At 62.6% G+C, this 22849-nt stretch carries 21 protein-coding genes; 10 read left to right on the forward strand and 11 right to left on the reverse strand.

Annotation, left to right across the window (positions count from 1 at the left end; translation table 11 throughout):
- Window positions 1–23: 23 nt before the first annotated feature.
- Both AC1DYO_RS10905 and AC1DYO_RS10910 read right to left on the reverse strand, forming a co-directional pair.
- Window positions 24–848, reverse strand: coding sequence for an ABC transporter permease (locus tag AC1DYO_RS10905; RefSeq protein ID WP_203279593.1), 825 nt, complete (start codon window positions 846–848; stop codon window positions 24–26).
- Window positions 845–1762: an ABC transporter permease gene (locus AC1DYO_RS10910; protein WP_477263015.1), complete on the reverse strand. Its 918-nt coding sequence runs from the start codon at window positions 1760–1762 to the stop codon at window positions 845–847. The genes AC1DYO_RS10905 and AC1DYO_RS10910 overlap by 4 nt, the downstream gene beginning before the upstream one ends.
- Window positions 1763–2054: 292 nt before the next feature.
- Between AC1DYO_RS10910 and AC1DYO_RS10915 the strand changes: the two genes are divergently transcribed.
- A complete protein-coding gene (locus AC1DYO_RS10915; protein ID WP_477263017.1) occupies window positions 2055–3467 on the forward strand; it encodes an aminotransferase in 1413 nt (470 codons plus the stop codon).
- A 186-nt stretch (window positions 3468–3653) separates the two neighbouring features.
- On the opposite strand, the gene AC1DYO_RS10920 is transcribed toward AC1DYO_RS10915, so the two are convergent.
- Window positions 3654–4856 carry an aromatic ring-hydroxylating oxygenase subunit alpha gene (locus AC1DYO_RS10920; protein ID WP_477263019.1) on the reverse strand — a complete coding sequence of 401 codons (1203 nt, stop codon included), beginning with the start codon at window positions 4854–4856 and terminating at the stop codon, window positions 3654–3656.
- Between the two features lie 352 nt (window positions 4857–5208).
- Here AC1DYO_RS10920 and AC1DYO_RS10925 point away from each other — a divergent pair, with 352 nt between their 5' ends.
- Together AC1DYO_RS10925 and AC1DYO_RS10930 are read left to right on the forward strand one after the other, a co-directional pair.
- Window positions 5209–5355 carry a hypothetical protein gene (locus tag AC1DYO_RS10925; protein WP_477263021.1) on the forward strand — a complete coding sequence of 49 codons (147 nt, stop codon included), beginning with the start codon at window positions 5209–5211 and terminating at the stop codon, window positions 5353–5355.
- Between the two features lie 20 nt (window positions 5356–5375).
- A complete protein-coding gene (locus AC1DYO_RS10930; protein ID WP_477263023.1) occupies window positions 5376–5756 on the forward strand; it encodes a hypothetical protein in 381 nt (126 codons plus the stop codon).
- A 233-nt stretch (window positions 5757–5989) separates the two neighbouring features.
- Here AC1DYO_RS10930 and AC1DYO_RS10935 read toward each other — a convergent pair whose 3' ends face one another.
- Both AC1DYO_RS10935 and AC1DYO_RS10940 read right to left on the reverse strand, forming a co-directional pair.
- Window positions 5990–8077 (reverse strand): GAF domain-containing sensor histidine kinase, encoded by a 2088-nt coding sequence (locus AC1DYO_RS10935; RefSeq protein WP_477263025.1) that lies wholly within the window; start codon window positions 8075–8077, stop codon window positions 5990–5992.
- 35 nt (window positions 8078–8112) lie between these two features.
- Window positions 8113–8889: a response regulator gene (locus AC1DYO_RS10940; protein WP_477263027.1), complete on the reverse strand. Its 777-nt coding sequence runs from the start codon at window positions 8887–8889 to the stop codon at window positions 8113–8115.
- Between the two features lie 45 nt (window positions 8890–8934).
- Between AC1DYO_RS10940 and AC1DYO_RS10945 the strand changes: the two genes are divergently transcribed.
- Window positions 8935–9639, forward strand: coding sequence for a winged helix-turn-helix domain-containing protein (locus AC1DYO_RS10945; protein WP_477263029.1), 705 nt, complete (start codon window positions 8935–8937; stop codon window positions 9637–9639).
- A gap of 194 nt (window positions 9640–9833) precedes the next feature.
- On the opposite strand, the gene AC1DYO_RS10950 is transcribed toward AC1DYO_RS10945, so the two are convergent.
- Complete coding sequence (locus tag AC1DYO_RS10950; protein WP_477263031.1) at window positions 9834–10004, reverse strand: hypothetical protein; 171 nt, start codon at window positions 10002–10004, stop codon at window positions 9834–9836.
- Window positions 10005–10037: 33 nt separating this feature from the next.
- Complete coding sequence (locus tag AC1DYO_RS10955; protein ID WP_477263033.1) at window positions 10038–10370, reverse strand: hypothetical protein; 333 nt, start codon at window positions 10368–10370, stop codon at window positions 10038–10040.
- Window positions 10371–10715: 345 nt separating this feature from the next.
- Here AC1DYO_RS10955 and AC1DYO_RS10960 point away from each other — a divergent pair, with 345 nt between their 5' ends.
- The gene (locus AC1DYO_RS10960; RefSeq protein ID WP_181058134.1) at window positions 10716–11177 is read left to right on the forward strand and encodes a L,D-transpeptidase; all 462 of its coding nucleotides are present in this window, start codon (window positions 10716–10718) and stop codon (window positions 11175–11177) included.
- 161 nt (window positions 11178–11338) lie between these two features.
- On the opposite strand, the gene AC1DYO_RS10965 is transcribed toward AC1DYO_RS10960, so the two are convergent.
- Window positions 11339–14422, reverse strand: coding sequence for an efflux RND transporter permease subunit (locus AC1DYO_RS10965; RefSeq protein ID WP_181058136.1), 3084 nt, complete (start codon window positions 14420–14422; stop codon window positions 11339–11341).
- Window positions 14419–15720, reverse strand: coding sequence for an efflux RND transporter periplasmic adaptor subunit (locus tag AC1DYO_RS10970; protein WP_477263035.1), 1302 nt, complete (start codon window positions 15718–15720; stop codon window positions 14419–14421). Before AC1DYO_RS10970 ends, AC1DYO_RS10965 begins: the two co-directional genes overlap by 4 nt.
- Before the next feature lie 149 nt (window positions 15721–15869).
- Between AC1DYO_RS10970 and AC1DYO_RS10975 the strand changes: the two genes are divergently transcribed.
- Together AC1DYO_RS10975 and AC1DYO_RS10980 are read left to right on the forward strand one after the other, a co-directional pair.
- Window positions 15870–16406 (forward strand): TetR/AcrR family transcriptional regulator, encoded by a 537-nt coding sequence (locus AC1DYO_RS10975; protein ID WP_477263037.1) that lies wholly within the window; start codon window positions 15870–15872, stop codon window positions 16404–16406.
- Window positions 16407–16554: 148 nt separating this feature from the next.
- Complete coding sequence (locus AC1DYO_RS10980) at window positions 16555–18156, forward strand: inorganic phosphate transporter (RefSeq protein WP_477263039.1); 1602 nt, start codon at window positions 16555–16557, stop codon at window positions 18154–18156.
- A 326-nt stretch (window positions 18157–18482) separates the two neighbouring features.
- On the opposite strand, the gene AC1DYO_RS10985 is transcribed toward AC1DYO_RS10980, so the two are convergent.
- Both AC1DYO_RS10985 and AC1DYO_RS10990 read right to left on the reverse strand, forming a co-directional pair.
- Entirely contained in the window at window positions 18483–19643 is a 1161-nt protein-coding gene (locus AC1DYO_RS10985) for a patatin-like phospholipase family protein (RefSeq protein ID WP_477263041.1), read from the reverse strand.
- Entirely contained in the window at window positions 19636–20424 is a 789-nt protein-coding gene (locus tag AC1DYO_RS10990; protein ID WP_477263042.1) for an acetoacetate decarboxylase, read from the reverse strand. Before AC1DYO_RS10990 ends, AC1DYO_RS10985 begins: the two co-directional genes overlap by 8 nt.
- 223 nt (window positions 20425–20647) lie before the next feature.
- Between AC1DYO_RS10990 and AC1DYO_RS10995 the strand changes: the two genes are divergently transcribed.
- From AC1DYO_RS10995 to AC1DYO_RS11005, 3 genes are all read left to right on the forward strand, one after another.
- Window positions 20648–21436, forward strand: coding sequence for a 3-hydroxybutyrate dehydrogenase (locus AC1DYO_RS10995; protein ID WP_477263044.1), 789 nt, complete (start codon window positions 20648–20650; stop codon window positions 21434–21436).
- A gap of 74 nt (window positions 21437–21510) precedes the next feature.
- The gene (locus AC1DYO_RS11000) at window positions 21511–21777 is read left to right on the forward strand and encodes a metal-sensing transcriptional repressor (RefSeq protein WP_477263046.1); all 267 of its coding nucleotides are present in this window, start codon (window positions 21511–21513) and stop codon (window positions 21775–21777) included.
- Entirely contained in the window at window positions 21774–22814 is a 1041-nt protein-coding gene (locus AC1DYO_RS11005; RefSeq protein WP_477263048.1) for a cation diffusion facilitator family transporter, read from the forward strand. Before AC1DYO_RS11000 ends, AC1DYO_RS11005 begins: the two co-directional genes overlap by 4 nt.
- The last annotated feature ends 35 nt before the right edge of the window (window positions 22815–22849 follow it).

The following is a 22849-nucleotide window of genomic DNA, read 5'->3' on the forward strand; positions in this document are numbered from 1 at the left end:
GGGGCCGTTCGGCCTGGGTTGGCTCAGGCATAGAGGCCTCCCTCGTTCTGGGTGCGCCTGGCCGCACGGCGGCGCAGGATTTCGGCAACGGTCATCAAGACGAAAGAGGCAACCAGCAGCAGCGTGCCCAGCGCCAGCACGCCCGGCAGCTTGGCGGCGAAGCGTAGCTGGCCCCAGATATAGATAGGCAGCGTCGTCTCGGTGCCGGTCAGGAAGAAGGCGATGACGAATTCGTCGAGCGAAATGGTGAAGCAGACCAGCAGGCTGGAAATGATCGCCGGCGCCACCATCGGCAGCGTCACCCGCCGGAAGGTGCCGAAGGCGCTCTCGCCGAGATCGGCGGAGGCTTCCTCAAGGCTGCGGTCGAACCCCTCGAAGCCTGCAGTCAGCACCGTCATCGAATAGGGGATGCAGATCAGGACATGGCCGAGCACGACAGTGAACAGCGACAGGCTCAGGCCGAGCTGCAGCATGACCAGCAGCATGGAGATGGCGAGGATGATTTCCGGCAACACCAGCGGCGCCATGATCAGGCCGTTGATGGTGCGGCGGCCGGGATAGCGGTAGCGGGTGATCGAACGGGCGGCGAGGATGCCGAGCAGCGTTGCCAGCACCGATGCCGAGACGCCGACGATCAGGCTGTTCCAGGCGGCGTCAAGCAGCGCCGGCGTCTTCGGCAGGTCTTCGTACCATTTCAGCGTATAGCCGGTGAGGGGAAACTTCGGCGTCGGCGCGGTGTTGATCGAGAAGATGGGCAGGAAGATCACGGGCAGATAGAGAAAGACGATGTAGAGGAAGGCGTAGGCGGTCAGCCAACCGCCGGCAAAGAAGCGCCGCATCGCCGTCATCGCGCCAGCCTCTGCAATGCGCGAATGATCAGTACCGTGGCGCCTGCCATCAGCGTGACGACCAGCATGGTGGTGACGGAAAGAGCCGCACCCAGCGGCCAGTTCGATGCCTTGCCGAACTGCGCCTGGATGGCGTTGGCGATCATGACGCCGTCCTTGCCGCCGACAAGCTTCGGCGTGACGTAGTCGCCGACCGTCGGGATCATCACGATAAGCGCCGCCGAGATGACGCCCGGCGCCGACAGCGGCAGCGTCACGCGCAGGAAGGAGCGCAGCGGGCCGTCGCCGAGATCCGTCGCCGCCTCGACCAGAGTGCGGTCGACCTTTTCCAGCGAGACGAAGATCGGCAGGATGGCGAAAGCCGCCCAGGCGTGCGTGAGCGTGATGATGACGGCGCTGGAATTGTAGAGAAGCGCCGTCGACGGTTCGTCGATGATGCCGAGGCCCATGAGGCCGGAATTGAGCACGCCATTGTAGCCGAGGATCACCTTCCACGACATCACGCGCAGCAGATAGCTGGTCCAGAACGGGATGGTGATCAGGAACAGCCAAAGGCTTTTGTGGCGGCCGCCGTGGAAGGAAATGAAATAGGCGATGGGATAGGCGAGGATGACGGTGAAAAAGCTCACGGTCAGCGAGATGTAGAGCGAGCGCCACAGGAGATCACGATAGATCGGCTCGGTCAGCGCGATGCGATAATTCTCCAGCGTGAATGTGTGGTCGATGGTGAGGTAGTCCTGCGTCCAGAAGGAGTGGGCGAAGACCACCAGGATCGGCAGCACCAGAAGAATAAGGGCATAGAGGAAAGTCGGGCTGATCAGGGCAAAGCCCTGAACGGGTTCGGACTGCAGAAGGGCGTTTCGCCTGGCTCGCGTCATGCGCCGCGCGGGCACCCCTTCGGCAGCCGCCGTCATTGCAGCGCCCCGGGCGTGATCTCGGTTGCTGGCTCGAACTGTCCCGCCATGATGCTCCCATTGACCGGGCCGGCTGCCTGTTCCCAATTTTTGCGGAGCGCGATTTTCTGGTCGCGCTCCAAGCTTGCCGGCTTTCTTTCATCATGAGCGCATCCGTGTATTGAAATCAAGCGCTATTTCTGTAATATTGATTGAACGGACATTCAAAATGAAGTGAAGAAAGCCCGCTTTTCAACGCTTGGCGCTTCGTTTTGTGCCCGACGAAAATTACGCTCCAGACTGCGAGGCAATGATGGCGGCTGCAAGAGACCTAAGAGCGATGGAGATGACTGGCGACGACGATGCGGTCGAGCTGGCCAAGCGCCATCTTGTCCAGCCCTGGCCCTATGCCGGCTCAGTTGGCAATGAAGCGCGCGCGCTGATCGGCGAGGGCGATGGCATCTACATCACCGACGTCACCGGCAAGCGGCTGATCGACGGGCCGGCCGGCATGTGGTGCATCAATGTCGGCCACCGCCGCGAGGAACTGGCCAAGGTTATGTACGACCAGGCGATGATGCTGTCCTACAACACGCCCTGGTACACGATGAATGCGCCGTCGGCCGAGCTTGCCAAGCGCATCGCCGACCATGCGCCGGGCGATCTCAGCCATACCTTCTTCACCACCGGAGGTTCTTCGGCTGTCGAGACGGCGCTGCGCTTCATGCAGTTCTACAACAATGTGCGCGGGCGACCGGAAAAGAAGCTGATCCTCAGCCGCGGCGGCGCCTATCACGGCTCGACCTATCTGTCGGCCTCGCTCAATGGCCGACCGCGCGATCGCGACTGGATGGACGGCGCCGATGACCTTGTCGTGAAGTTGTCCTCGCCCGACCTGTTCCGGCGGCCGAAAGGCATGAGCATCGCCGATTTCACCGATTTCCTGGTCGATCAGTTCCGCGATACGGTCGCTCGTGTCGGGGCTGAGAAGATCGGCGCCTTCGTCGGCGAGCCGGTGCAGGCATCGGGCGGTGTCGTCGTGCCGCCGGACGGCTATCTCAAGCGCATCCGCGAAATCTGCAGGGACAACGACATCCTCTATGTCTCCGACGAGGTGGTGACCGGCTTCGGTCGGCTCGGGCATGTCTTTGCGTCCGGCGACGTGTTCGGCATCGATCCTGACATGATCACCTTCGCCAAGGGCGTCACATCAGGCTATTTCCCGCTCGGTGGCGTTATCATCTCGGAGCGGCTGCTTCAGGAAATGCGCCGCTCCAACCATCCCGACGCAATGTTCGGCCATGGCCTGACCTACACCAGCCATCCGATCGGCTGCGCGGTGGCGCTGAAGAACCTCGACATCCTCGAAGACAGCGTGCTTGCCCATACGCGTGATGTCGCGCCCTATTTCCAGGCGCAGTTGAAGACGCTCGAGGAACTGCCGCTGGTCGGCGAAGTCCGCGGCATGGGCCTGATGGGCTGCGTCGAATGCGTCGCCGACCGCGAAAGCAAGGATCCGCTGCAACTCGACAAGGACGTCGGCAAGCGCATCGACGCGCATTGCCACGAGCTCGGCCTGCTGGTCCGGCCGCTGATCAACATGTGCGTGATGTCGCCGCCGCTGATCATTACGCGCGAGCAGATCGACGACATGGTGACCATCCTGCGCGAGGGCATTTCGCGGACCATGGATGATTTGAGGAAAGAAGGGGTTTGGCAGGGGTGAAGGCTCTTCCTTCTCCCCGTTTCACGGGGAGAAGGTGCCCGAAGGGCGGATGAGGGGCGGCGCTGACATCGGCGATTGGCGTGCCAGCGCCGTTCGTTAGGCGATCTCACAAGCCGGCGCTGCCCCCCTCTGTCCTGCCGGACATCTCCCCCTCGAGGGGGGAGATTGGCAGCTTCACCATCCGCCTTACACCTGCGACCGCATGGCGTCGTTGAGGTTCCACATGTCCTTTTCCTCAGGCGCGGTCTCCAGGCCCAGAACCGGGATCTGCTTGCGCAAATGGTCGTGGTGGGTGCGCACGCCGTATTCGAGGTCGGAGAGGTAAAAGCCCTCGAAGGCCTCCGAAATCATGGACTCGTTCGACCAGACGGAAAGCTGGACATCCTCGTTCATGGTGTCGCGGTCGATGCGGTAGGCGAGATAGCGCGCCGCTGCCTGTTCCCTGGTCTCGTCGGGGTAGCGGTAGATGGCGCCGCGTAGCAGCGTCTCACCGGTCGACAGCGGGAACTCCTGATAGAACTGCACCGATTCCGGCATGATCGACAGGGCGTTGTTGGGGAAGATGCCGTAATAGATCCAGGCCCTGCGCAGGTGCTCCGGCAGATGCGACGCATCTGGCGTGAGCTTGATGTATTCGCGCACGCTCCAGCGCCGGCCGGCATGAGGATTGTAGGTGGCGAAGGAACGCGACACGCCGTTGATGAACGGCTCATCGAAATAGGTCGCGCCGTAGAGATCCTGCAGCGCTGGATGCGCCATGGCGACGTGGTAGCCTTCATTGTCGACGTCGCGCACCGACTTCCAGTTGACCGGCGACTTCTGCGTCCAGATACCCCAGGACGGCACCATCTCGGCCACATTGTAGTGAGTCATCTCGGCTTCGATCGGCTTCAGCAGTTCGGCCACCGAAGGCTGCGGGCCGCCCTTGCGGAAGCGGATGAAGATGAAGCCCATCCAGATTTCGAGGTCGAGCGGCATCAGGCCGAACTCGGTCTTGTCGAGTTCCGGGAAGGAGCGCGGCCGGGCTGCGCCGCGCAGCGTGCCGTCGAGATTGTAGACCCAGCCATGGAACGGGCAGACCAGCGCGTTCTTGCAGGTGCCCTGGCTGTCGGCGACGACGCGGCTGCCGCGATGCCGGCACATATTGTTGAAGGCGCGCACGACGCCGTCCTTGCCGCGCACGATCAGCGCCCGCTCGCCGACCACGTCCATGGTCAGATAGTCGCCGGCATTCGGCACGTCGGAGATATGGCCAGCGATCTGCCAATGGTTGCGGAAGACGTATTCCTTCTCGAGTTCGAGAAGCGCGTCGGAGTGATAACTCCAGCCCGGCAGGCCCCGCCGGTCCCAATCGTTGGGGATCGCCACGTCACGGAGGTGCGGGTTCATAAAAAAGCTCTTCTTTTGTTGAATACTCATTCAATAAAATCATATTTTGCATTAAAATGCAATGGCTTGTGGAAATCGATTGGTTTCTCCTCGATGTAATCAAGCCAGCTCGGAGCCGCTTCGATCGAAGAAAATCCCGGAAAATCCGGGCGTTAACCTGGGTCCTGAAATGGCCGTCCAGCATGCGGATTTGGTCCCGGTGGGCGTACAAAAGCGGCCCTGCTCGGAGACGAAAAAATGCCTGCCGTGCGCAAATTCAATCCGCAGTGTGAGCTTGTTCATAGTTCGACTGGCCAGCAGTAGGCTTTGCTGCGTTCACGGCCCGCCTGTCGTCAACGAATTGATTGAGCGCATGAAACAGCTCCGCAAACGCATCCTGCCGTCGGCACATGACCGGATCTGCCCGGATATGCCCGAATTTCTTGTTTCAAACCTGTTACGCGGGCAAGCCAAGCGCATCATTCGCCCGTTACCGGGCGCGATTAAGTTCGTTTCATAAGAAAACGAAGGGGAGCAACAATGTTTACGAAAGCCGAGACAGCCAGCAACGAACGGCGCGCCAAACTGGCACTGCGCCAGCGCGCCAGCGATCATCCGGTCGCGATGTTCTCGATGCTGGGCGCCTGCGCTCTTGCCGTCCTGTTCCTGACGCCGGCTTCCGGTCCGGCCTTTGCTTCGCTCAACCCGCCGGCCAATGTCGTCGAGGGCGCGCCAACCACCATCAAGACCGCCCGGCTGCCAGAGCCGGAAATCGATTTTGCCTGCCAGGGCCAGGCCTGGGGCGCCGAGAGCGCGGACTGCCTGCGCGTCATCGCCGCCCAGTCCGGCGTGCACAAGGCGCGCGCCGTCCGCATGATCGCCAACGCCGCGCCGCTGACCACGACACCCAACGTTTTCTGAACCTCCCGAGCGCTTCCTCCCGCGCTCCTTTTTGGCTCCCGCCGTCCTGCCGGTTGGGAGCCTCTTTTTTTCCGGGTCTGCCGATATTCGGGTGAGGCCGGCCTGCGAACGATGGTCGCCTGCGCTTCCGGTGTTCACGTACCCAAACGTACGCTCCGCTCCGGTTCTCGGCGTCCGCCGTTCTCGGCTCGGCCTGACCCGAATCTCGATAGACCTGGATGGCGTTGGGAAACTCAGCCGGCGGCGGCGACCTGGTCGGCTATTGCCGAGAGCACGCCACGGACGTCGAGCGTCGAGAAGGGTTTTTCCAGGATCTGCGGCCGCTGTTGCGCCGGCAACGCCTCGATCTCGGCCTTGGCGCCGATCAGGTCGCCGGTGACCAGCACGAAGCGTTTGGCGAGCGCCGATTTCTCGGCCAGCAGCTCGCGGTAGATAGCAATGCCGCTGATGCCGGGCATGCGCAGATCGGAAAAGACGATGTCGGGCGGCATGTGACCGGTCAAGGTTGCGGCCGCCGATGTCCAGACCGGCACGATCCGCGACTTGATGCCCATCAATTCCAGGATGTCGGAGAGCGAGCCGGCGACGTCGGGTTCGTCGTCGATGATCAGCGCGTGGCGCAAGCCGCTGGAACGGGCCGGGCTTTCGCCGACCGCGGCTGCGCCGCTGGTGATCGCCGGCAGCTGGACGACGAAGCGCGCGCCGCGCGGCAACACTTCCTCGAACCAGACATTGCCATTGTGCCGCTCGACGATCGATTTCGAGATCGACAGGCCGATGCCGGTGCCGACGCCGACCGGCTTGGTGGTGAAATAGGATTCGAAGATGCGGCCCCGGATCGCCTCCGGAATGCCCGGTCCATTGTCCTCGACCGAAAAGCCGGGATTGCCGCGGTCGCTGCGAAACGTTCGCACCTTGATCAGGCGGTCACCGCCAATACCGGCCAGAGCGTGCTGGGAGTTGATCAGAAAGTTGGCGGCCACCTGCGTCACGTGGTCGGCATCTGCCATCGCCAGCAGCGGGCCGGGGGCGAAATCGGTGTCGATAATGATGCCGCTCGAACGCGCGCCATAGGCGGTCACTTCGAGCGCGGCGCGGATGACCTGGTTGAGATCGGTTTCGGCCTGGGCAGCGGGGTGCAGGCGCACCATCGACAGGAAGCTCTTGACGATGCGGCCGCAGCGCTCGGCGGCGGCGCGCACTTTTTCGGCGCGCACCTTGGTCTGCGGGTCGGTGGCGAATTCATGCAGCAGCGTTGATTGCGCGACGACCACGGCGAGCGGGTTGTTGAGCTCGTGSGMMACGCCGGCCAGCAGTGAACCCATCGCCGCCATCTTCTCGTTCTGGTGCAGTTTCTCGCGTTGGCGGTTGATCTCCTCCTCGGCGCGCAACTTGTCGCGCAGGTCGCGGATCGAGCCGAAGATGAGGTGGCGGTCGGCAACCCGCATTTCGGTCGCGGTCAGCTCGATGGGAAACACCTCGCCGGCGGCATTCTGGGTCACCGTCTCCAGCCGCTGGCCGACCATCGGCGCGCCGCGGCCAGACATGTATTCGGCCCCCGAGACATAGCCCTTGCGGTAATATTCCGGCACCACCGTGTCGAGCAGGTCCTTGCCGAGGATGTCACTGCGCTGGAAGCCGAACATCTTTTCGGCGGCCGGATTGAATTCGATGATCGAGCCGGTCTCGTCGATGACGATGATGGCGTCGAGCGAGGCCTGCAGCATGGTGCGGCGGATGACTTCGCTGGCATGGGCGTCCGACGGCGACCGCTCGATGGCGTCGCCGATGGCGAGCGCGATGATGTGCAGCGCCGCCTCCTCCTCGTCGGTCCACTCACGCTCACTGACGCAGTCATTGACCGCAAGCGTGCCCCACAGATGGCCGTGTGCGAACACCGACACCGACAGGAACGATTTGATGTGCTGCTTTTCGAAATCGGTCCTGAGGAAACCGTCGAGGTTGCGCGTGTGGCCGGCGAAGATCTTGCCTTGCCGCTCGTCCTCCGAAATCCGCTCCAGCAGCGGGTCGTTATCGACGATCGATTGCATGATCACCGTCGGCGAGGCCAGCTCGCCGCCGAAGCGCGGGTCGATCCAGTAGGCGGCGACCGACTGGGCAAAACCCTGGCCGGGCAATTCGCGCAGCCTGAACAGAATGCCGCGCTGGCAGTGCATGGCGACGCATAGCGTCTCCAGGATGGTGTCCATCTCGCGCTGCCAGTCGCCGGCTTCGCGCAGCCGGCGCACGACACGCACGGCCGCCATCGCCGCGCCCTGGCGAACGCCCTTCAGGTCCATGCGTGCTGGTTCAGCGGTCATGTCAGCCATCTATACAGGGCCGTGGGTGGTGGGGCTTAGTGCCCATCGCCGATCGGCAGCGAGAAGATATAGCCTTCGCCGCGCACCGTACGCAAAAATTTCGGATTGGCCGGGTCTGCCTCGATCTTCTTGCGCAGCCGCATGATGCGGATATCGACCGCGCGCGACGATTCCGGGTCTTCGACAAAGCCGATCGCCTCGGAGATCGCCGCCCGCGTCAACAGCCGGTTGGCACGGGTCAGGAAAACCTCCAGCACGTCGAACTCGCTCTTGGCCATGTCGATGACCGTGCCATTGGCGCCGGTGACAAGCCTGCCGTCGAGGTCGGCCTGGAATTGACCGAAGCTCAGCCGGCGCCCGCCATTGGTTTGCGCCTTCGCGGCCTGTGGCGGGCTCGGCTGCGGTACCCGGCGCAGCACGGAGCGGACCCGGGCCAGCACCTCACGCAACTCATAGGGCTTGACGATGTAATCGTCGGCGCCAAGCTCCAGCCCGACAATGCGGTCGAGCGCGGTGCCGGCGGCCGTGGCATAGATGATGCCGATCGGCATTTTCGAGCGCAGCCAGCGGCCGAGCGACAGGCCATCCTCGCCGGGCATGGCGATGTCGAGGATGGCCAGGTTGAACGCTTCGGTCTCCAGCAAGGTGCGCGCCTCGGCAGCGCTTCCGGCCTGCGCCACGTCGTAACCATTGGCGCCGAGATACTCGGCGACCGCGTCCCTGAGATCGGGCTCGTCCTCGACGATGACAATTCGTGCCCGCACTATGGCTTCGCTCCCGCTTTCAGCAGAAAGTAGATTGGGTATAAACATGATGTCCAGCACTCATATCCGGTTGCAGGGGCGGGGGAAGAAAATATGGCTGCACGATCCGTCATCGCGCTGGTTTCCGTCGCCGATGTGGTGGCCAGCGATCTCGCCGACCATCTCGACCGGCGTGGCCATGACGTGCGCGAGGCTCGGCAACCCTGGGAAGCTGAATCGCTGCTGTCGGCCGGAGGCATAGATGTCGTCATCGTTGGCGACAGCGTCAGCCAGGCGGAGGGGCGGGACCTGCTCAGGCGTTATGGCGGCGGCCAGAGCGTGGACGGCAAGGCCGGGCCGGATTTCATCCTGATCTGCCGGCCGGCCGATCTGGTCGACAAGGTGCTGGCGCTCGAGCTTGGCGCCGCCGATGTCGTTGAAAGCCCGCTTAATGTTCGAGAGCTTGCCGCGCGCATTGGCGGCCTGCTGACGCGGCGCGGCAGGTCCGCCCAGGAACTGATCGTGCTGGAAAATGCCACCGTCGATTTGCGGTCGGCTATCGTCATGCACCGCTCGGGTGCGGAAGAGCAGCTGTCGCCTGGCCAGGTGGCGCTGCTCAGGCTGTTTCTGGCCAGCCCGCGCAAGGTGCTGACGCGCGACGACATTATTGCGGCGGCGCCGGCCGAAAATGCCGATGCTTTCGACCGCTCGATCGATTCGCGCATCGTGCGGCTGCGCCGCAAGCTCGACACCGAAACCATCATCACCATACGCGGCGCCGGCTACCGGTTCGACCCGCCGACGCAGCGCGCCGACTAAAGCAATTCCAGGAAAAGTGTGATGCGGTTTTCCGGGGAAAAGCGCGTAGCGCTTTCCCTTGGGAATTGCGTAAAAACCAATAGATAGAGCGGGTCGCGGTTTCCGTGAAACGGTGAACTGCTCTGGGGGCAATAGAAGATTATTTGCCGGTCCACCCAAAACCGCTGCGCAATTTTGGGCGCCATGCATAGGCTTTAGCGCACCACCAGAAGCGATGGTCCCGGCAGCAATTCGCTGGCGACTTCGATTTCGCTGGCGGCATGCGCGCGGTTCTTCAGAAGAACCGTGGCGAGACCGGCAAAGCCGAGCAGGCCTTGTGCGAAGAGCAGCGCCGAAAGCACCGAGGCAGCAGATTTCGTCTTCATCGGTAATCCCTCAAAATCAGAACCGCGGGTACTTCAGGATAAACCCGAAGTGCCCGCGCCGCCCACGGAGCCCCCCGCTGCGGCGCGGGCCTTCGGTCCTCTCGGCAGCAAGTTGCCGGAGGGGCCGCGCATCCACTTCAAACCAAGGCCGACCCGCCAGAAGGCCTTGAGACGGTTGATGCGCAGACTGGAGACAATCCAGACCAAGGCTATGAACAGCGCGGTATGTAGCGTCGAAACCTCACCCGAATTCATGACCGCCAGTTTCGTCATCGGGGTGCCGGCTACTGTGCCGATGCCGCCGATGACAAGTGCGGCGATGCTTATCCTGAAGAGCCAGGACAGGGTGGTCGATCTGATGCTCATTTTCGTTTGGCGCCGGCTGTTCTCGTTGGGATGACTGTGCCGTTGGCCTGTAACCAGATCATGCCGCCCGGGCCGCGCTTTGTTGCAAGTCGGTTTCGAGCGAAGCCAAACTCCTTTCATATAAGGATATTTGTACTTTCGTTTGGCGGCTGGGATCATGATCGAGAGTGAGCCGGGCAGACAGGAAAGCACCCTTGGCTCCTCTCTTGACCGACCTTGCTTGTTAACCAGAGGAAACAGATTCGAAACACAAACGAGCATCAAGCGAAGTCAGCCTGAAACATGACGTTGGGATAAGGCGGTCATCGAATTGACACCGGCCGGGCCGGCAAAAGGGGAGCCATCATGTACAAAGCCATTTCCGCCAAACTCATCAACGTCACCGCCGCCGCTGCCGGCACCGCGCTCCTGCTTGGCGCCGCCAACAGCACGGCGCACGCCGCGGCAAACCAGATCGTGGCGCGTGTATCGCTGTCGCAACAGACCATGGAAGTGCTGGTCGACGGCCGGCCGACCTTCGCCTGGAAGGTCTCGACCGGCGACAGGGCGCATGTCACGCCGACCGGTTCGTTCAAGCCGACCCGCATGCATGAGATGTGGTATTCGAAGAAATATGACAACGCGCCGATGCCGCATTCGGTGTTCTTCAGCGGTGGCTACGCGGTGCATGCGACCAACGCCATCAAGCGGCTGGGACAGCCGGCGTCGCATGGCTGCGTGCGGCTGCATCCCGACAATGCCGCCGACTTCTACCAGCTGGTCGAAACCTTCGGCCCGACCAACACCAGCATCGTCATCGTCAAGTAGCAGACTGCGGTTGGAGCGGTTGTGAAGTCTGGCCGACGCCGCGCTTCACCGCAGGCTCCCCCGAAGCTCCAGCAGGAGCTTTGCGGTAATCAATCCAGTCAAAAAAAGAGGCCGGAAGTTTCCGGCCTCTTTTCTTTGCACTTGGCTGTTCCGCGCAGCGCTTAGTCCGCGTGCACCGGCATCAGCTTCGGGTCGGGCTTTTCGGCGTGATGCGGCAGGTCCTTGCTGGCGATGAAAGTGTAGAACATCGGCACCACGAACAGGGTGAACATAGTTCCGACCAGGATGCCGGTAAAGATCACCAGGCCCATCGAATAGCGCGCCGCGGCACCCGCGCCGCTGGACACGATCAGCGGCACGACGCCGAGCGCCATCGCCGCGGTGGTCATCAGGATCGGCCGCAAGCGCACCTTGGCCGAGGCGACGATCGCATCGCGCCGCCGCATGCCATGCAGCTCGCGCTGCTGGTTGGCGAACTCGACCAGAAGAATGCCGTGCTTGGTGATCAGGCCGATCAGTGTGATCAAGCCAACCTGCGTGTAGATGTTGAGCGTTCCAAGCCCCAGATTGAGCGGCACGATGGCGCCGAAGATCGACAGCGGCACCGCCATCATGATGATCAGCGGGTCGCGGAAGCTTTCGAACTGCGCTGCCAGCACCAGGTAGATGACGATGACGGCGGCCGCGAAAGCGATCAGGATCGTGTTGCCCTGCTCCTTCTCCTGCCGGGACTGGCCGGAGTAGTCGATGAAGAAGGTGTCGGGCAGGCTCTCCTTGGCAAGGTTCTCCAGGGTCTGCAGCCCGTCGCCGGTTGTGACGCCGGGAAGCGGCAGCGCCGATATCGTCGCCGAGTTCAGCTGGTTGAACTGCTCGATCGCGGCCGGCGCGGCGTTGGTCGAAATCTTCACCACCGCTGAAAGCGGCACCATCTCGCCGGTCACGCTGCGCACGAAATATTCGCCGAGCTTCTCGGGATTGTCGCGGAATTCCTGCGGCACCTGCGGGATGATGTCGTAGCTGTTGGAGTCGCGGTCGAACTGCGCCACTTCGGCGCCGCCGACCAGCAGCGTCAGCGTCTGGCCGATGTCGGCGATCGGCAGGTTGAGGGCCGCGGCGCGGTCGCGGTCAATGGTCACCGTCACCTGCGGCGCGTCAAAGGACATCGAGTTCTGCACGACGATGAAGCGACCGGAGGCCTGCGCCTTGTTCTTGATCTGCTCGGCCGCCTCGTAGACCTCGGCGGAACCGCCGGTCGAGCGCACCACCATGGAGATCGGCAGGCCGCCGCCGGAGCCGGGCAGCGTCGGCGGCGCGAAGACGAAGGCCTCGACGCCGGCGACCTTGGCGAGGCGTCCCTGGATGTCGGCCTGAAGCTCCTTTGAATTGCGCTGACGCTCGGCCCAATCCTTGAAGGCGAAGCCGACAAAGGCGCCGTTGGTCGCACCGCCAAAGGCAACGGCGGAGAATTGCGCCCTGGTCTCGGGAATGTCCTTCACCAGGCCGAGGATCTGGTTGACGTAGGTCTCGGTGTAGTCCGAGGTCGCATAGCGCGGTGCCGTTACGATCGACAGCAGGAAGCCCTGATCCTCTTCCGGCGCCAGTTCGCTCGAGGTCTTGGTGAACATGAAGCCGGTGAGCGCCACCAGCGCCACGACCATCAGCAGCGTCACCGGCCGATTTCTCAAGGAGGCGGTGACCGCCCGCTCGTAGACATGCTCGACACGGCTGAAGGTGCCGTCGACGATGCGCTGGAAGCGGCTGTGCGATCCGGCCTTGAGGAGACGTGCGGCCATCATCGGCGTAATGGTGACGGCAATCAGGCCGGACAGCACCACCGAGCCGGCGAGCGTCACTGCAAATTCGCGGAAGAGCGCGCCGGTCAGGCCGCCGGTGAAGGCCAGCGGCGCGAACACGGCGGCGAGCGTGATGGTCATGGCCACGATGGCGGAGAAAATTTCGCGCATGCCGTTGAAGGCCGCCTGCATCGGCGACATGTGGTCTTCCTCCATGTGGCGATGGATATTCTCCACCACCACGATGGCGTCGTCGACGACAAGGCCGATGGCCAGCACCATGGCCAGCAGCGACAGAAGGTTGATCGAATAGCCGACCGCAAACAAAAGGAAGCAGACGCCGACCAGCGACAGCGGGATGGTCACGATCGGCATCATCACCGAGCGGAACGAGCCGAGGAACAACAGGATGACCACGACGACGATGGCGACGGCCTCGGCGATGGTCTTGAACACTTCGTCGATCGAGGCGCTGATCTGCTCGGTGGAATCGTAGACGATCTCGATGGTCATGCCTTTCGGCAGCGTGTCCTGGATCAAAGGCACGATCTTGTGGATCGCCTCCGCCGTCGTCAGCGGGTTGGCGGCCGGCGTCGGGAAGATGGCGAGGAAGGTGCCGGGTTTGCCATTGAAGCTCACCCTCGTGTCGGTGCTCTCGGCGGCAAGTTCGACGCGCGCGACGTCGCGCAACCGAACCACCTGGCCGTCGGTCGAACGCAGCGGAAGCTCGGCAAAAGCCTCCGGTGTCTGCAGCGTCGAGCGAACGGTGATCGAGGACACGACATATTCGTTCTGGGTGTTGCCGGGCGCCGACAGGAAGTTGGAGTTGTTGATCGCGGTCAGCACTTCGGCCGCGGTGACGCCGCGCGCGGCGAGCTTGATCGGGTCGATCCAGACGCGCATCGAATATTCTTCGGCGCCGAAGATCTGCACATCTGCGACACCTTCCACCGTCGAGATGCGCGGCCGAACGACCCGCTCGATGTACTCTGTGAGCTGCTCCTTCGTCATGTTCGGATTCTGCATCGAGATGTACATCATCGCGAACTCTTGACCGGTGCCCTTGACGATGACCGGGTCCTTCGAGGCGTCAGGCAAGGTGCCGCGCACACCCTGCACCTTCGACAGCACCTCGGTCAGCGCGACATCGGGGTTGGAGCCGAGCTTCATCTGGACGACCACAGTGCTCGAAGACGGCCGGCTCGACGAGGTGACGTAGTCGATGTTCTCGGTCGATGCGACGGCACGCGCGATCGGGGCGGAGATGAAGCCCTGGATCAGGTCGGCGCTGGCGCCGGGATAGGCGGTCGTGATGGTGATCGCCGTCTCGTCGACCTTGGGATATTGCCGGATCGACAGGTTGAAGATGCCCTGGAAACCCAGGAGCAGGATCATGCAGGCGAGGACGGTGGAGAGAACCGGTCGGCGAATGAAGATGTCGGAAAAGTTCATTGCTGAGCCTGCTGGTTCGCCGACTTGCTGGGGTCAATGGTGTTGTCGACCGCAACGGACATGCCGTTGAAGAGACGGTTCTGACCGGCGGTGACGACCTCGTCGCCGGCCTTGATGCCTTCCACGATCTCGACCATGCCGTCGTTGCGGCGGCCGGGCTTCACGAACACCTGCGACAGCACAAGCGACGGCTTCTCCTCTTCAGCCGGCTTGCCGGCATCGGCAGCGTTCTTGTCGGCGGGCTTCGCCGCGTCGGCGGTGGGCTTGGCGGCCTCGGCCTGCGGCTTTGCAGTATCGTCGGCCGGTTTGTCGGCCGCCGGCTTCTGGTCCTCGGCCTTGGCCGGCGGAGCTGCGCCCGCCTCGGCTGGCTTCGCCGGCACGACGACAAAGACGAAGTCGCCATAGAGGCTCGACGTCAATGCCGTCTGCGGCAAGGACAGGATATTTTTCTCCTGCGGCAGCTCGACGCGAACCTGGACGAACTGGCCGGGCGTCAGCTTGTCGTCAGGATTAGCGACCTCGCCGCGGACGGACACCAGCCGGCTCGAAGCGTCGATCTTGGGGTCGATGCCGCGAATGGCGCCGGCAAACGGCATGTCGGCGCCGCCGCCGCTGCCTCCAAGGCCGAGCCGTACCGTCTGGCCAATCTTGAGCAACGGCAGCTGCTGTTCGGGCACCGAGAAATCGACCCGCATGGTGTCCAGATCCTGCAAGGTCACCACCGCGTTGCCAGGCGAGAGATATTGACCGAGGTCGATCTTGGGGATGCCGACGGTGCCGCTGAAAGGCGCCTTCAGCTGCTTCTGGTCGAGCACCGCCTGCAGCTTGGCCACTTGGGCTTCGGTGGCTGCTGCGGTTGCACGTGCCGTGTCGAGCGTAGCTTCCGGATTGACGCCGCGCTTCTGCAGTTCGATGGCGCGCTCCAGCGCCGTCTGGACGACCGCCACTTGCGCCTTCGTTGCTTCAAGATCGGCGCGCTCGACGGCGTCGTCGAGCTGCAGCAGGACTGCGCCGCCCGCAACCTTCTGATTGGCGTGAAACAGGATCTCTTTGACGATGCCGCTGGTCTCGACGGTCAGGTCGACGCCGCGCACGGCGCGCACCGTGCCGATTGCCTCGACGCCCGGCGTCCAGTCAGAAGGCTTGACCACAACCGTCGAGACGGTCGTCGCCGGCGGCTTCATGGTAGCGAAATACTGTTTGATGGCGCTGTCACGGAACAGGTTGAAACCGACAACGCCGACGCACACCAGAGCGAGCAGTAGCAGAATTGCTATAATGGAGATGATGCGCTTCACGAACTGCCCCCTAGGCCGGTGTCCGGTAAAATAGTCGAATAACGGGACGCTTATCGACGGCAGGTCCCGATTACAAATGACGGCGAACTTACTGTACCGTCTGGACGGTCTTGTCAATTCCGCCTAGGCTCATGTGGGGGAACGGATAAATGAAGACCCGAAGGGCAAATTCGCGCGACAAGATACTCGCCGCCGCCGCCGATGTAGCACGCGAGGCCGGCCCCGGCAGCCTGTCGCTTGATGCCGTCGCCAGCCGCGCCGGCGTGTCGAAAGGCGGCTTGCTTTACAACTTTCCGACCAAGGCCAAATTAATGCAGGGCCTGGTGGAGAATTACCTGCGCGCTTTCGAGCTGGCGCTGGAATCGGGCCGCGTCGCCGGCGCCAGCGGCGAAAGCCTGCTTGCCACCTATATCCGGCTCTCGGCGGATGATTGCGAGGAGCCGAAGCCGACGGCCTCGTGGATATTCTCGGCGATCGCCGAGGATCCGGATTTCCTGACGCCGATAAAGGCCTTCAAGTCGCAGTTGCTGCAGCGGCTGAAGAGCGAGACGCCGGACCTCAAGGCACTGCTGGTCTGCTTTCTCGCCATCGAAGGGCTGCGTAGCATGAACCTCTTCGACTCCGACGTGCTTTCCACCGACGAACGCCGCTTGCTCGTATCGGCACTGCTGGAGATTGCTGGATAGTCCCATTCATGGGAATGCAGGCTGGTGGTCGTATGCCGCGCCGCAATGGCTTGCGTGCTCGAAAAAACCATAGCCGTCACACCAGCTTCATTGACCAGCCATAGCGTCATTCCCAGTTCTTTGCTGCAGTGCAAAACGGAGTGGGACGATGGTGGACGTTGTTTCTAGCGAGGCGGGGATTCCGAGACCGGACCATCCGCTCAATCAAACGGGCGGTGCGAAGTGGTTCCTGCCGGCCTTCGGCGTGCTGGTGCTCGTCGGTGTCATCTATGTCGGCTACGCGCTCAGCCAGGATCTGGCGGTGGCCAAGACCGTGCCGTGGATCCTGCTCGGCATTGCCTTGCTGATTGCGTTGGGCTTCGAGTTCGTCAACGGCTTCCACGACACCGCCAATGCGGTGGCAACCGTCATCTACACGCGCTCCCTGCCGGCTGAATTTGCAGTCATGTGGTCGGGCGTCTTCAACTTCCTTGGCGTTTTGACCTCGAGCGGCGCGGTTGCGTTCGGCATCCTGTCGCTGCTGCCGGTCGAGCTCATCCTTCAGGTTGGTTCTTCCTCGGGTTTCGCCATGGTGTTCGCGCTGCTCGTCGCGGCCATCCTGTGGAACCTCGGCACCTGGTTCCTCGGCCTGCCGGCTTCCAGCTCGCACACGATGGTCGGCTCGATCATCGGCGTCGGCCTCGCCAACCAATTCATGGCGCCGGCCGGCAGCGCCACCAGCGGCGTCGACTGGGGCCAGGCGACCAATGTCGGCATCACCTTGCTGGTGTCGCCGATCATCGGCTTCTTCGCCGCCTTCATCCTGCTTTATTTGATGAAGCTCTTGGTGCGCAATCCGGCGCTTTATGAAGCGCCGAAGGGCAACACGCCGCCGCCATGGTGGATCCGTGCCCTGCTGATCTTCACCTGCACCGGCGTGTCGTTCGCGCACGGTTCCAATGACGGCCAGAAAGGCATGGGCCTGATCATGCTGATCCTGATCGGCGTCGTGCCGACGGCCTATGCGCTCAACCGCACGCCCGACATCAACTATCTCGAAGCCTACAAGGCGGCATCAGTCGGCGTCGAGACGGCGCTCGGCAACTACGTCAAGCCGGGCGTCACCGTGACCGACGCGAAGGCGGCGGTGCAGGATGCCGTGCGCACCAAGACCTGGAGTGACCAGACGACGGTCGCGCTGCAGACCTACATTCACGACACGACCGCTTCGCTGCAGCCCTATGCCTCGGTCGACAATGTGCCGACCGACTTGGTCAGCAACGCGCGCAACGACATCTATCTGATCGGCGAGGCGCTGAAACTGATCGACAAGAAGAAGCTGCTGCCGATGCAAGATGCCGACCTGAAGGCGGTCACCGACTATCACAAGGCCGTCGACAACGCGACAAAGTTCATCCCGCTGTGGGTGAAGATCGCCGTCGCGCTGGCGCTGGGCCTCGGCACCATGGTTGGCTGGAAACGCATCGTCGTGACCGTTGGCGAGAAGATCGGCAAGAGCCATTTGACCTATGGCCAGGGTGCCGCAGCCGAACTCGTTGCCATGATCACCATCGGCATGGCCGACCGTTTCGGCCTGCCGGTGTCGACCACCCATGTGCTGTCCTCGGGCGTTGCCGGAACCATGGCCGCCAATGGGTCGGGCCTGCAATGGTCGACGGTGCGCAACCTGCTGCTTGCCTGGGTGCTGACGCTGCCGTGCTCGATCACCCTCGCCTTCGTGCTGTTCATCATCTTCCGCCAGGTGTTCTGAGCGGAGCAGAGGCTTTCAAAGAAAAGGCAGCGCCGGGCGACCGGTGCTGCCTTTTTACTTAGGAGCACCGTGTTCAAGTCGGCAGATTATGTTGACGTTGAACATTCTAGGGCATTGGCGCGAAACGCCCATCTCTTCGTCATCCACGGGCGAAGCAAGGAGCGTAACGACGCGGCGCAGACCCGAGGATCCATGCCGCGACTTCAAAGCGTTGCTGCGGTGCAGGATTCTGCTCCGCTGCATTCTTCGCGCGAGGTAACGGCATGGATCCTTGGGTCTTCACTTCGCTTCGCGTCGCTACGCCCAAGGATGACGAACGTCGCGGGTTAAGTCGGATCTTCGCGATGCAGATCGTGGATGGAGACACCCTCGGCATTGGTCGGCAAGGTCAGCCACTGGCTGTGGCGCAGCGTACGCTGGGTGTCCTCCTGGCCCATCTCCCAATGTTCGCGCATTGAGGTGCCGGAGAATTCGTAATCCTTGGCGTGCCCCTCATAGCCTTTGTGCTGATAGATCAGGTGGACGATGTTGACGACGCCGGCATCCGAATAATCGGCGATCAATTCCTTCTCGCCGTCCTTCAGCTGCTCCGGCGGCACGCGCTTCAGCGCATCGAGCAGCTTCATCTTCAGCGCGTGGATGCGCTGGAAATTGTCGGTGTTCTGCCGCGTGCGGCTGGAATACATGATGTCCTTGTGCCGCGACAGCACGTCGGCCATGCCGCGCGGCAGCACGCCACGGGCGCTGAACAGGTCGACCTGGAACACCAGTGAGGAGCGGTCCTCTTCCTGGTCGAGCAGATACTGCAGCGGCGTGTTGGAGACGATGCCGCCGTCCCAGTAATACTCGCCCTCGATGCGGATCGACGGGAAGGCCGGCGGCAGCGCGCCACTGGCCATGATGTGCTCCGGCTCGATGCGCAGCTTCTCAGTGTCGAAATAGACGAAATTGCCGGTCCGGACATTCACCGCGCCGACGCTCAGCCGCTTTTTGCCGTCGTTCAGCACATCGAAGTCGATCAGGCTCTCCAACGTATCCTTGAGCTCGGCGGTGTCATAGAACGAGGTAGCGCCTTCCGCGCCCGCCAGTTGGAGCCAGGGATTGGGCGAGCGCGGCTTGAAGAAGCCGGGCTGGCCCATCGCCATCGTCATGAATGACGATGTCTGGTTGCGGATATCGCGGTAGATGTCGCCTTCCGGCGTATAGGGCCAGATCTTGCGGCCCGAAACCGTCTGCCAGAACTGTTCCAGCCGCTGCAGCCGGCGGCTCGGCTCGTTGCCGGCGATGATGGCGGCATTGATGGCGCCGATCGACACGCCGGACAGCCAGGTCGGTTCGCAGCCGGCATCGGCCAGCGCCTGATAGACGCCGGCCTGGTACGCGCCGAGCGCACCGCCGCCCTGGAACACCAGCGCGACGCGATCATATTGCGCCGAGATTTCCGCGATGGTGGCGGCAGTCGCCTTGCTGCGGTTACGCTCAAGCACTGACTTTCTCCAGTCTGGTCGCGCCGGCAGCAGACTGGCTGTGTTCGGCGAGGTAATCATGCACGACTTCGCCGAGGCCAAGCGTCAGATCTGCTTTGAAGTGGACGGCCGAGACGATGTCGAGCACCGGCAATTTCGCAACATCGGCCATGACGTGCGGGCGAAGATCGAGCGCGGCCGGCGCTGTCCAGGCTTCCTTCAGCGTGATGTCGGTCAGGTAATAGCGCACCAGCTCGCAGATGCGTGGGGTTCCGTCGACATGCGGGATGATTTTGATCAGGAAGTTGGGCGCGGCAAGCGCGGCGAGCACCTGGTCGTGATCAGCTTCCCGGTGCTTGTAGCCCATCGTGCCGGTGGCGCAGAGAACACTGCCATAGTGCAGCGTGCCGACCACCACTTCGCCCTCATGCACAATCTTGGGGTTGGCGAGCTTTTTCGGAAAACCCCAGAGCTCGCGGCCGCCGGCGATCGGCGCATCGTCGTCGAGATACATGGAATGGACGTACCCGCCATGCTGGCCCTTGTACTTCACCGGGATGACCTGGCCGGTCTCGGTGTAGTCGCCGAAGCCGGTTGAGTCAGGCATGCGGATGAATTCGTATTTGACCAGCGGCTCGTCGATCTCCAGCGGCGCCGGCACCACGGCTTCGAGCGCCTCGCGCGTCGTGCGGTAGGTGATGATGACGTATTCGCGATCGAAGAAACGGTACGGGCCGGGGGGGAAAGAAGGGTTGGTCAGCGGCATGGCATACGCGCGCTTCACAACGTCGGCGATTTCCATGGTGTTGCCCCGGTTGGTTCAGAAAAACCCCGCGCGAATGCGCAATCGATTATGTTGCACGGCACCATGACACTGCCGTGTCAGCCTTGAGACGACGCTCGGCTGAGCCGGGAAAGCCCGTCGCAGAGCTGTAATAGCGCCGACATATGGCTGTGGCATTGTCATGTTGCGGCGCACAAACTATGTGCCTTTGTAGTCCTTCCCACCATTCGCGAGATCTCCCATGGGTTCCCTGTCTTCGAAGAATGCGCTCGTCACCGGCTCGACCAGCGGCATTGGCCTGGCCATTGCCCGCGCCTTTGCCGCCGAAGGCGCCAATGTCACCATCAACGGGCTCGGCGATGCCGCGGCAATCGAACAGGAGCGCGCCGGCATCGAGAAGGATTTCGGCGTCAAGTGCCGCTATTCCGGCGCCAACATGATGGACGGCGCTGCTGTGACTGCCATGGTGCACGACGCCGAGCAGGCCTTCGGCAGCCTCGACATTCTGGTCAACAATGCCGGGATCCAGCATGTCGCGCCGATAGAAGACTTCCCCGATGATAAATGGGAAGCGATCATCCGCATCAATCTGCTCGCGGCCTTCTATGCGATCAAGGCCGTGGTGCCGGGCATGAAGGCGCGCAAATGGGGGCGCATCATCAACACCGCCTCGGCGCATGCGCTGGTCGCCTCGCCGTTCAAGTCGGCCTATGTCTCGGCCAAGCACGGCATTGCCGGCCTGACCAAGACCGTGGCGCTGGAAGTCGCCCAGGATGGCATCACGGTCAACGCCATCGCGCCCGGGTATGTCTGGACGCCGCTGGTCGAAAAGCAGATTCCCGACACGATGAAGGCGCGCGACATGACCGAGGAACAGGTCAAGCACGACGTGCTCCTGGCAGCGCAGCCGACCAAGGAGTTCGTCACCGTCGAGGAACTTGCGGCGCTGACGCTGTTCCTGTGCTCGGATTCGGCCAGGCAGATCACCGGCACGACCTTGCCGATGGATGGCGGCTGGACGGCGCAGTAGGGCCATCCCCGAGATCGACTCGCCTCCACAGATTGCAGATTGACTCATCCCCCCGGGGGGGATAGTCGACTGACATGACAGACAACACCCATCAGTCGCACCCCGCTATCGTGAAGCGTCTAAAGCGCGCGCAAGGCCACCTTGCGGCAGTGCTCTCCATGTTCGAGGCTCGTCGTTCCTGTGTTGACCTCGCACAGCAACTCCATGCCGTGGAAAGCGCCATCAGCAGCGCCAAGCGAGAACTGATCCACGATCACATCGAACATTGCCTGACCGACACCGCCGAGGGTGGAGCGCACGACTCGCTGGCGGAACTCAAGCAGTTGGCCAAGTATCTATGAGCGGTCTCGGTAGGCGCACCCTCGACTGGTTCGGTTTCGGTTCGCACGATCACGCCGGCCAAGATCACGACCACCACGGTCCGCATGGCCATACACATGGCGTCATCGATGCAACCATCGCGACGACCGCTCGGGGCATCTGGGCCATAAAATGGTCCTTTGTCATCCTGGCGGTCACGGCAGCAATGCAGATGGCCGTGGTGGTTCTCTCGGGCAGCGTGGCCCTTCTTGCCGACACCATTCACAATATTGGAGACGCAACCACTGCCATCCCCTTGTGGGTCGCCTTCATGCTGGCGAGGCGCAAGCCGTCATCAACCTTCACCTATGGACTGGGTCGGGTCGAAGACCTCGCCGGTATCGTCATCGTCCTGGTCATTCTGTTCAGCGCCATCGTTGCCGGGTACCAGGCTATCGAGCGCCTGATCCATCCGCAGGCAGTGACGCATCTCGGTTGGCTGACGGCGGCGGGCATCGTCGGCTTCCTCGGCAATGAGGCCGTCGCGGTGTTTCGCATTCGCATCGGCAGGGAAATCAACAGTGCGGCGCTCGTCGCCGACGGCTACCATGCCCGCACCGACGGGCTCACCAGCCTTGCCGTGGTCATTGGCGCTATCGGCGTCTGGCTCGGATTTCCGCTTGCCGACCCAATCATCGGGCTCCTCATCACGGTCGCCATTTTCGGTATCGTCTGGCAATCGGCGCGCTCGGTGCTCACCCGCATGCTCGACGGCGTCGAGCCGGGTGTGATGGCCGAAATTCATCATGCTGGCGAGCATGTGCCGGGTGCTCACATCGTCGATGCCAAGGCCCGCTGGATTGGCCACAAGTTGCACGCCGACATCGCCATCGCTGCAGACGAAACGTTGCCACTCGCAGAAGCGAACAAGATCACGGCAGCGCTCGAGAATGAACTGTTCGAACACATGCCTGCGCTCGCGACAGCCAACATCAGGTTTTCGAGCGAGCATGGCGCGCACGAGCATCCACATCCTCACGACCACAATCATGGCGAACACCACGACCACCAACACTGACGTGCGCAGAAAACCACCCGCTTCTGCTAGTCCAG

It is taken from the genome of Mesorhizobium sp. P2_F5, from assembly GCF_056403715.1.

Bases quoted from the DNA above. Each gene is read 5' to 3' on its own strand.
- AC1DYO_RS10980 (WP_477263039.1), top strand. From the start codon at position 16,555: ATGGTGGACGTTGTTTCTAGCGAGGCGGGGATTCCGAGACCGGACCAT.
- AC1DYO_RS10905 (WP_203279593.1), bottom strand. From the start codon at position 848: ATGACGGCGATGCGGCGCTTCTTTGCCGGCGGTTGGCTGACCGCCTAC.
- AC1DYO_RS11000 (WP_477263046.1), top strand. From the start codon at position 21,511: ATGACAGACAACACCCATCAGTCGCACCCCGCTATCGTGAAGCGTCTA.
- AC1DYO_RS10955 (WP_477263033.1), bottom strand. From the start codon at position 10,370: ATGAGCATCAGATCGACCACCCTGTCCTGGCTCTTCAGGATAAGCATC.
- AC1DYO_RS10960 (WP_181058134.1), top strand. From the start codon at position 10,716: ATGTACAAAGCCATTTCCGCCAAACTCATCAACGTCACCGCCGCCGCT.
- AC1DYO_RS10995 (WP_477263044.1), top strand. From the start codon at position 20,648: ATGGGTTCCCTGTCTTCGAAGAATGCGCTCGTCACCGGCTCGACCAGC.
- AC1DYO_RS10925 (WP_477263021.1), top strand. From the start codon at position 5,209: ATGAAACAGCTCCGCAAACGCATCCTGCCGTCGGCACATGACCGGATC.
- AC1DYO_RS10945 (WP_477263029.1), top strand. From the start codon at position 8,935: ATGGCTGCACGATCCGTCATCGCGCTGGTTTCCGTCGCCGATGTGGTG.
- AC1DYO_RS10930 (WP_477263023.1), top strand. From the start codon at position 5,376: ATGTTTACGAAAGCCGAGACAGCCAGCAACGAACGGCGCGCCAAACTG.
- AC1DYO_RS10910 (WP_477263015.1), bottom strand. From the start codon at position 1,762: ATGACGGCGGCTGCCGAAGGGGTGCCCGCGCGGCGCATGACGCGAGCC.
- AC1DYO_RS11005 (WP_477263048.1), top strand. From the start codon at position 21,774: ATGAGCGGTCTCGGTAGGCGCACCCTCGACTGGTTCGGTTTCGGTTCG.
- AC1DYO_RS10975 (WP_477263037.1), top strand. From the start codon at position 15,870: ATGAAGACCCGAAGGGCAAATTCGCGCGACAAGATACTCGCCGCCGCC.
- AC1DYO_RS10950 (WP_477263031.1), bottom strand. From the start codon at position 10,004: ATGAAGACGAAATCTGCTGCCTCGGTGCTTTCGGCGCTGCTCTTCGCA.
- AC1DYO_RS10965 (WP_181058136.1), bottom strand. From the start codon at position 14,422: ATGAACTTTTCCGACATCTTCATTCGCCGACCGGTTCTCTCCACCGTC.
- AC1DYO_RS10940 (WP_477263027.1), bottom strand. From the start codon at position 8,889: ATGTTTATACCCAATCTACTTTCTGCTGAAAGCGGGAGCGAAGCCATA.
- AC1DYO_RS10915 (WP_477263017.1), top strand. From the start codon at position 2,055: ATGGCGGCTGCAAGAGACCTAAGAGCGATGGAGATGACTGGCGACGAC.
- AC1DYO_RS10990 (WP_477263042.1), bottom strand. From the start codon at position 20,424: ATGGAAATCGCCGACGTTGTGAAGCGCGCGTATGCCATGCCGCTGACC.
- AC1DYO_RS10920 (WP_477263019.1), bottom strand. From the start codon at position 4,856: ATGAACCCGCACCTCCGTGACGTGGCGATCCCCAACGATTGGGACCGG.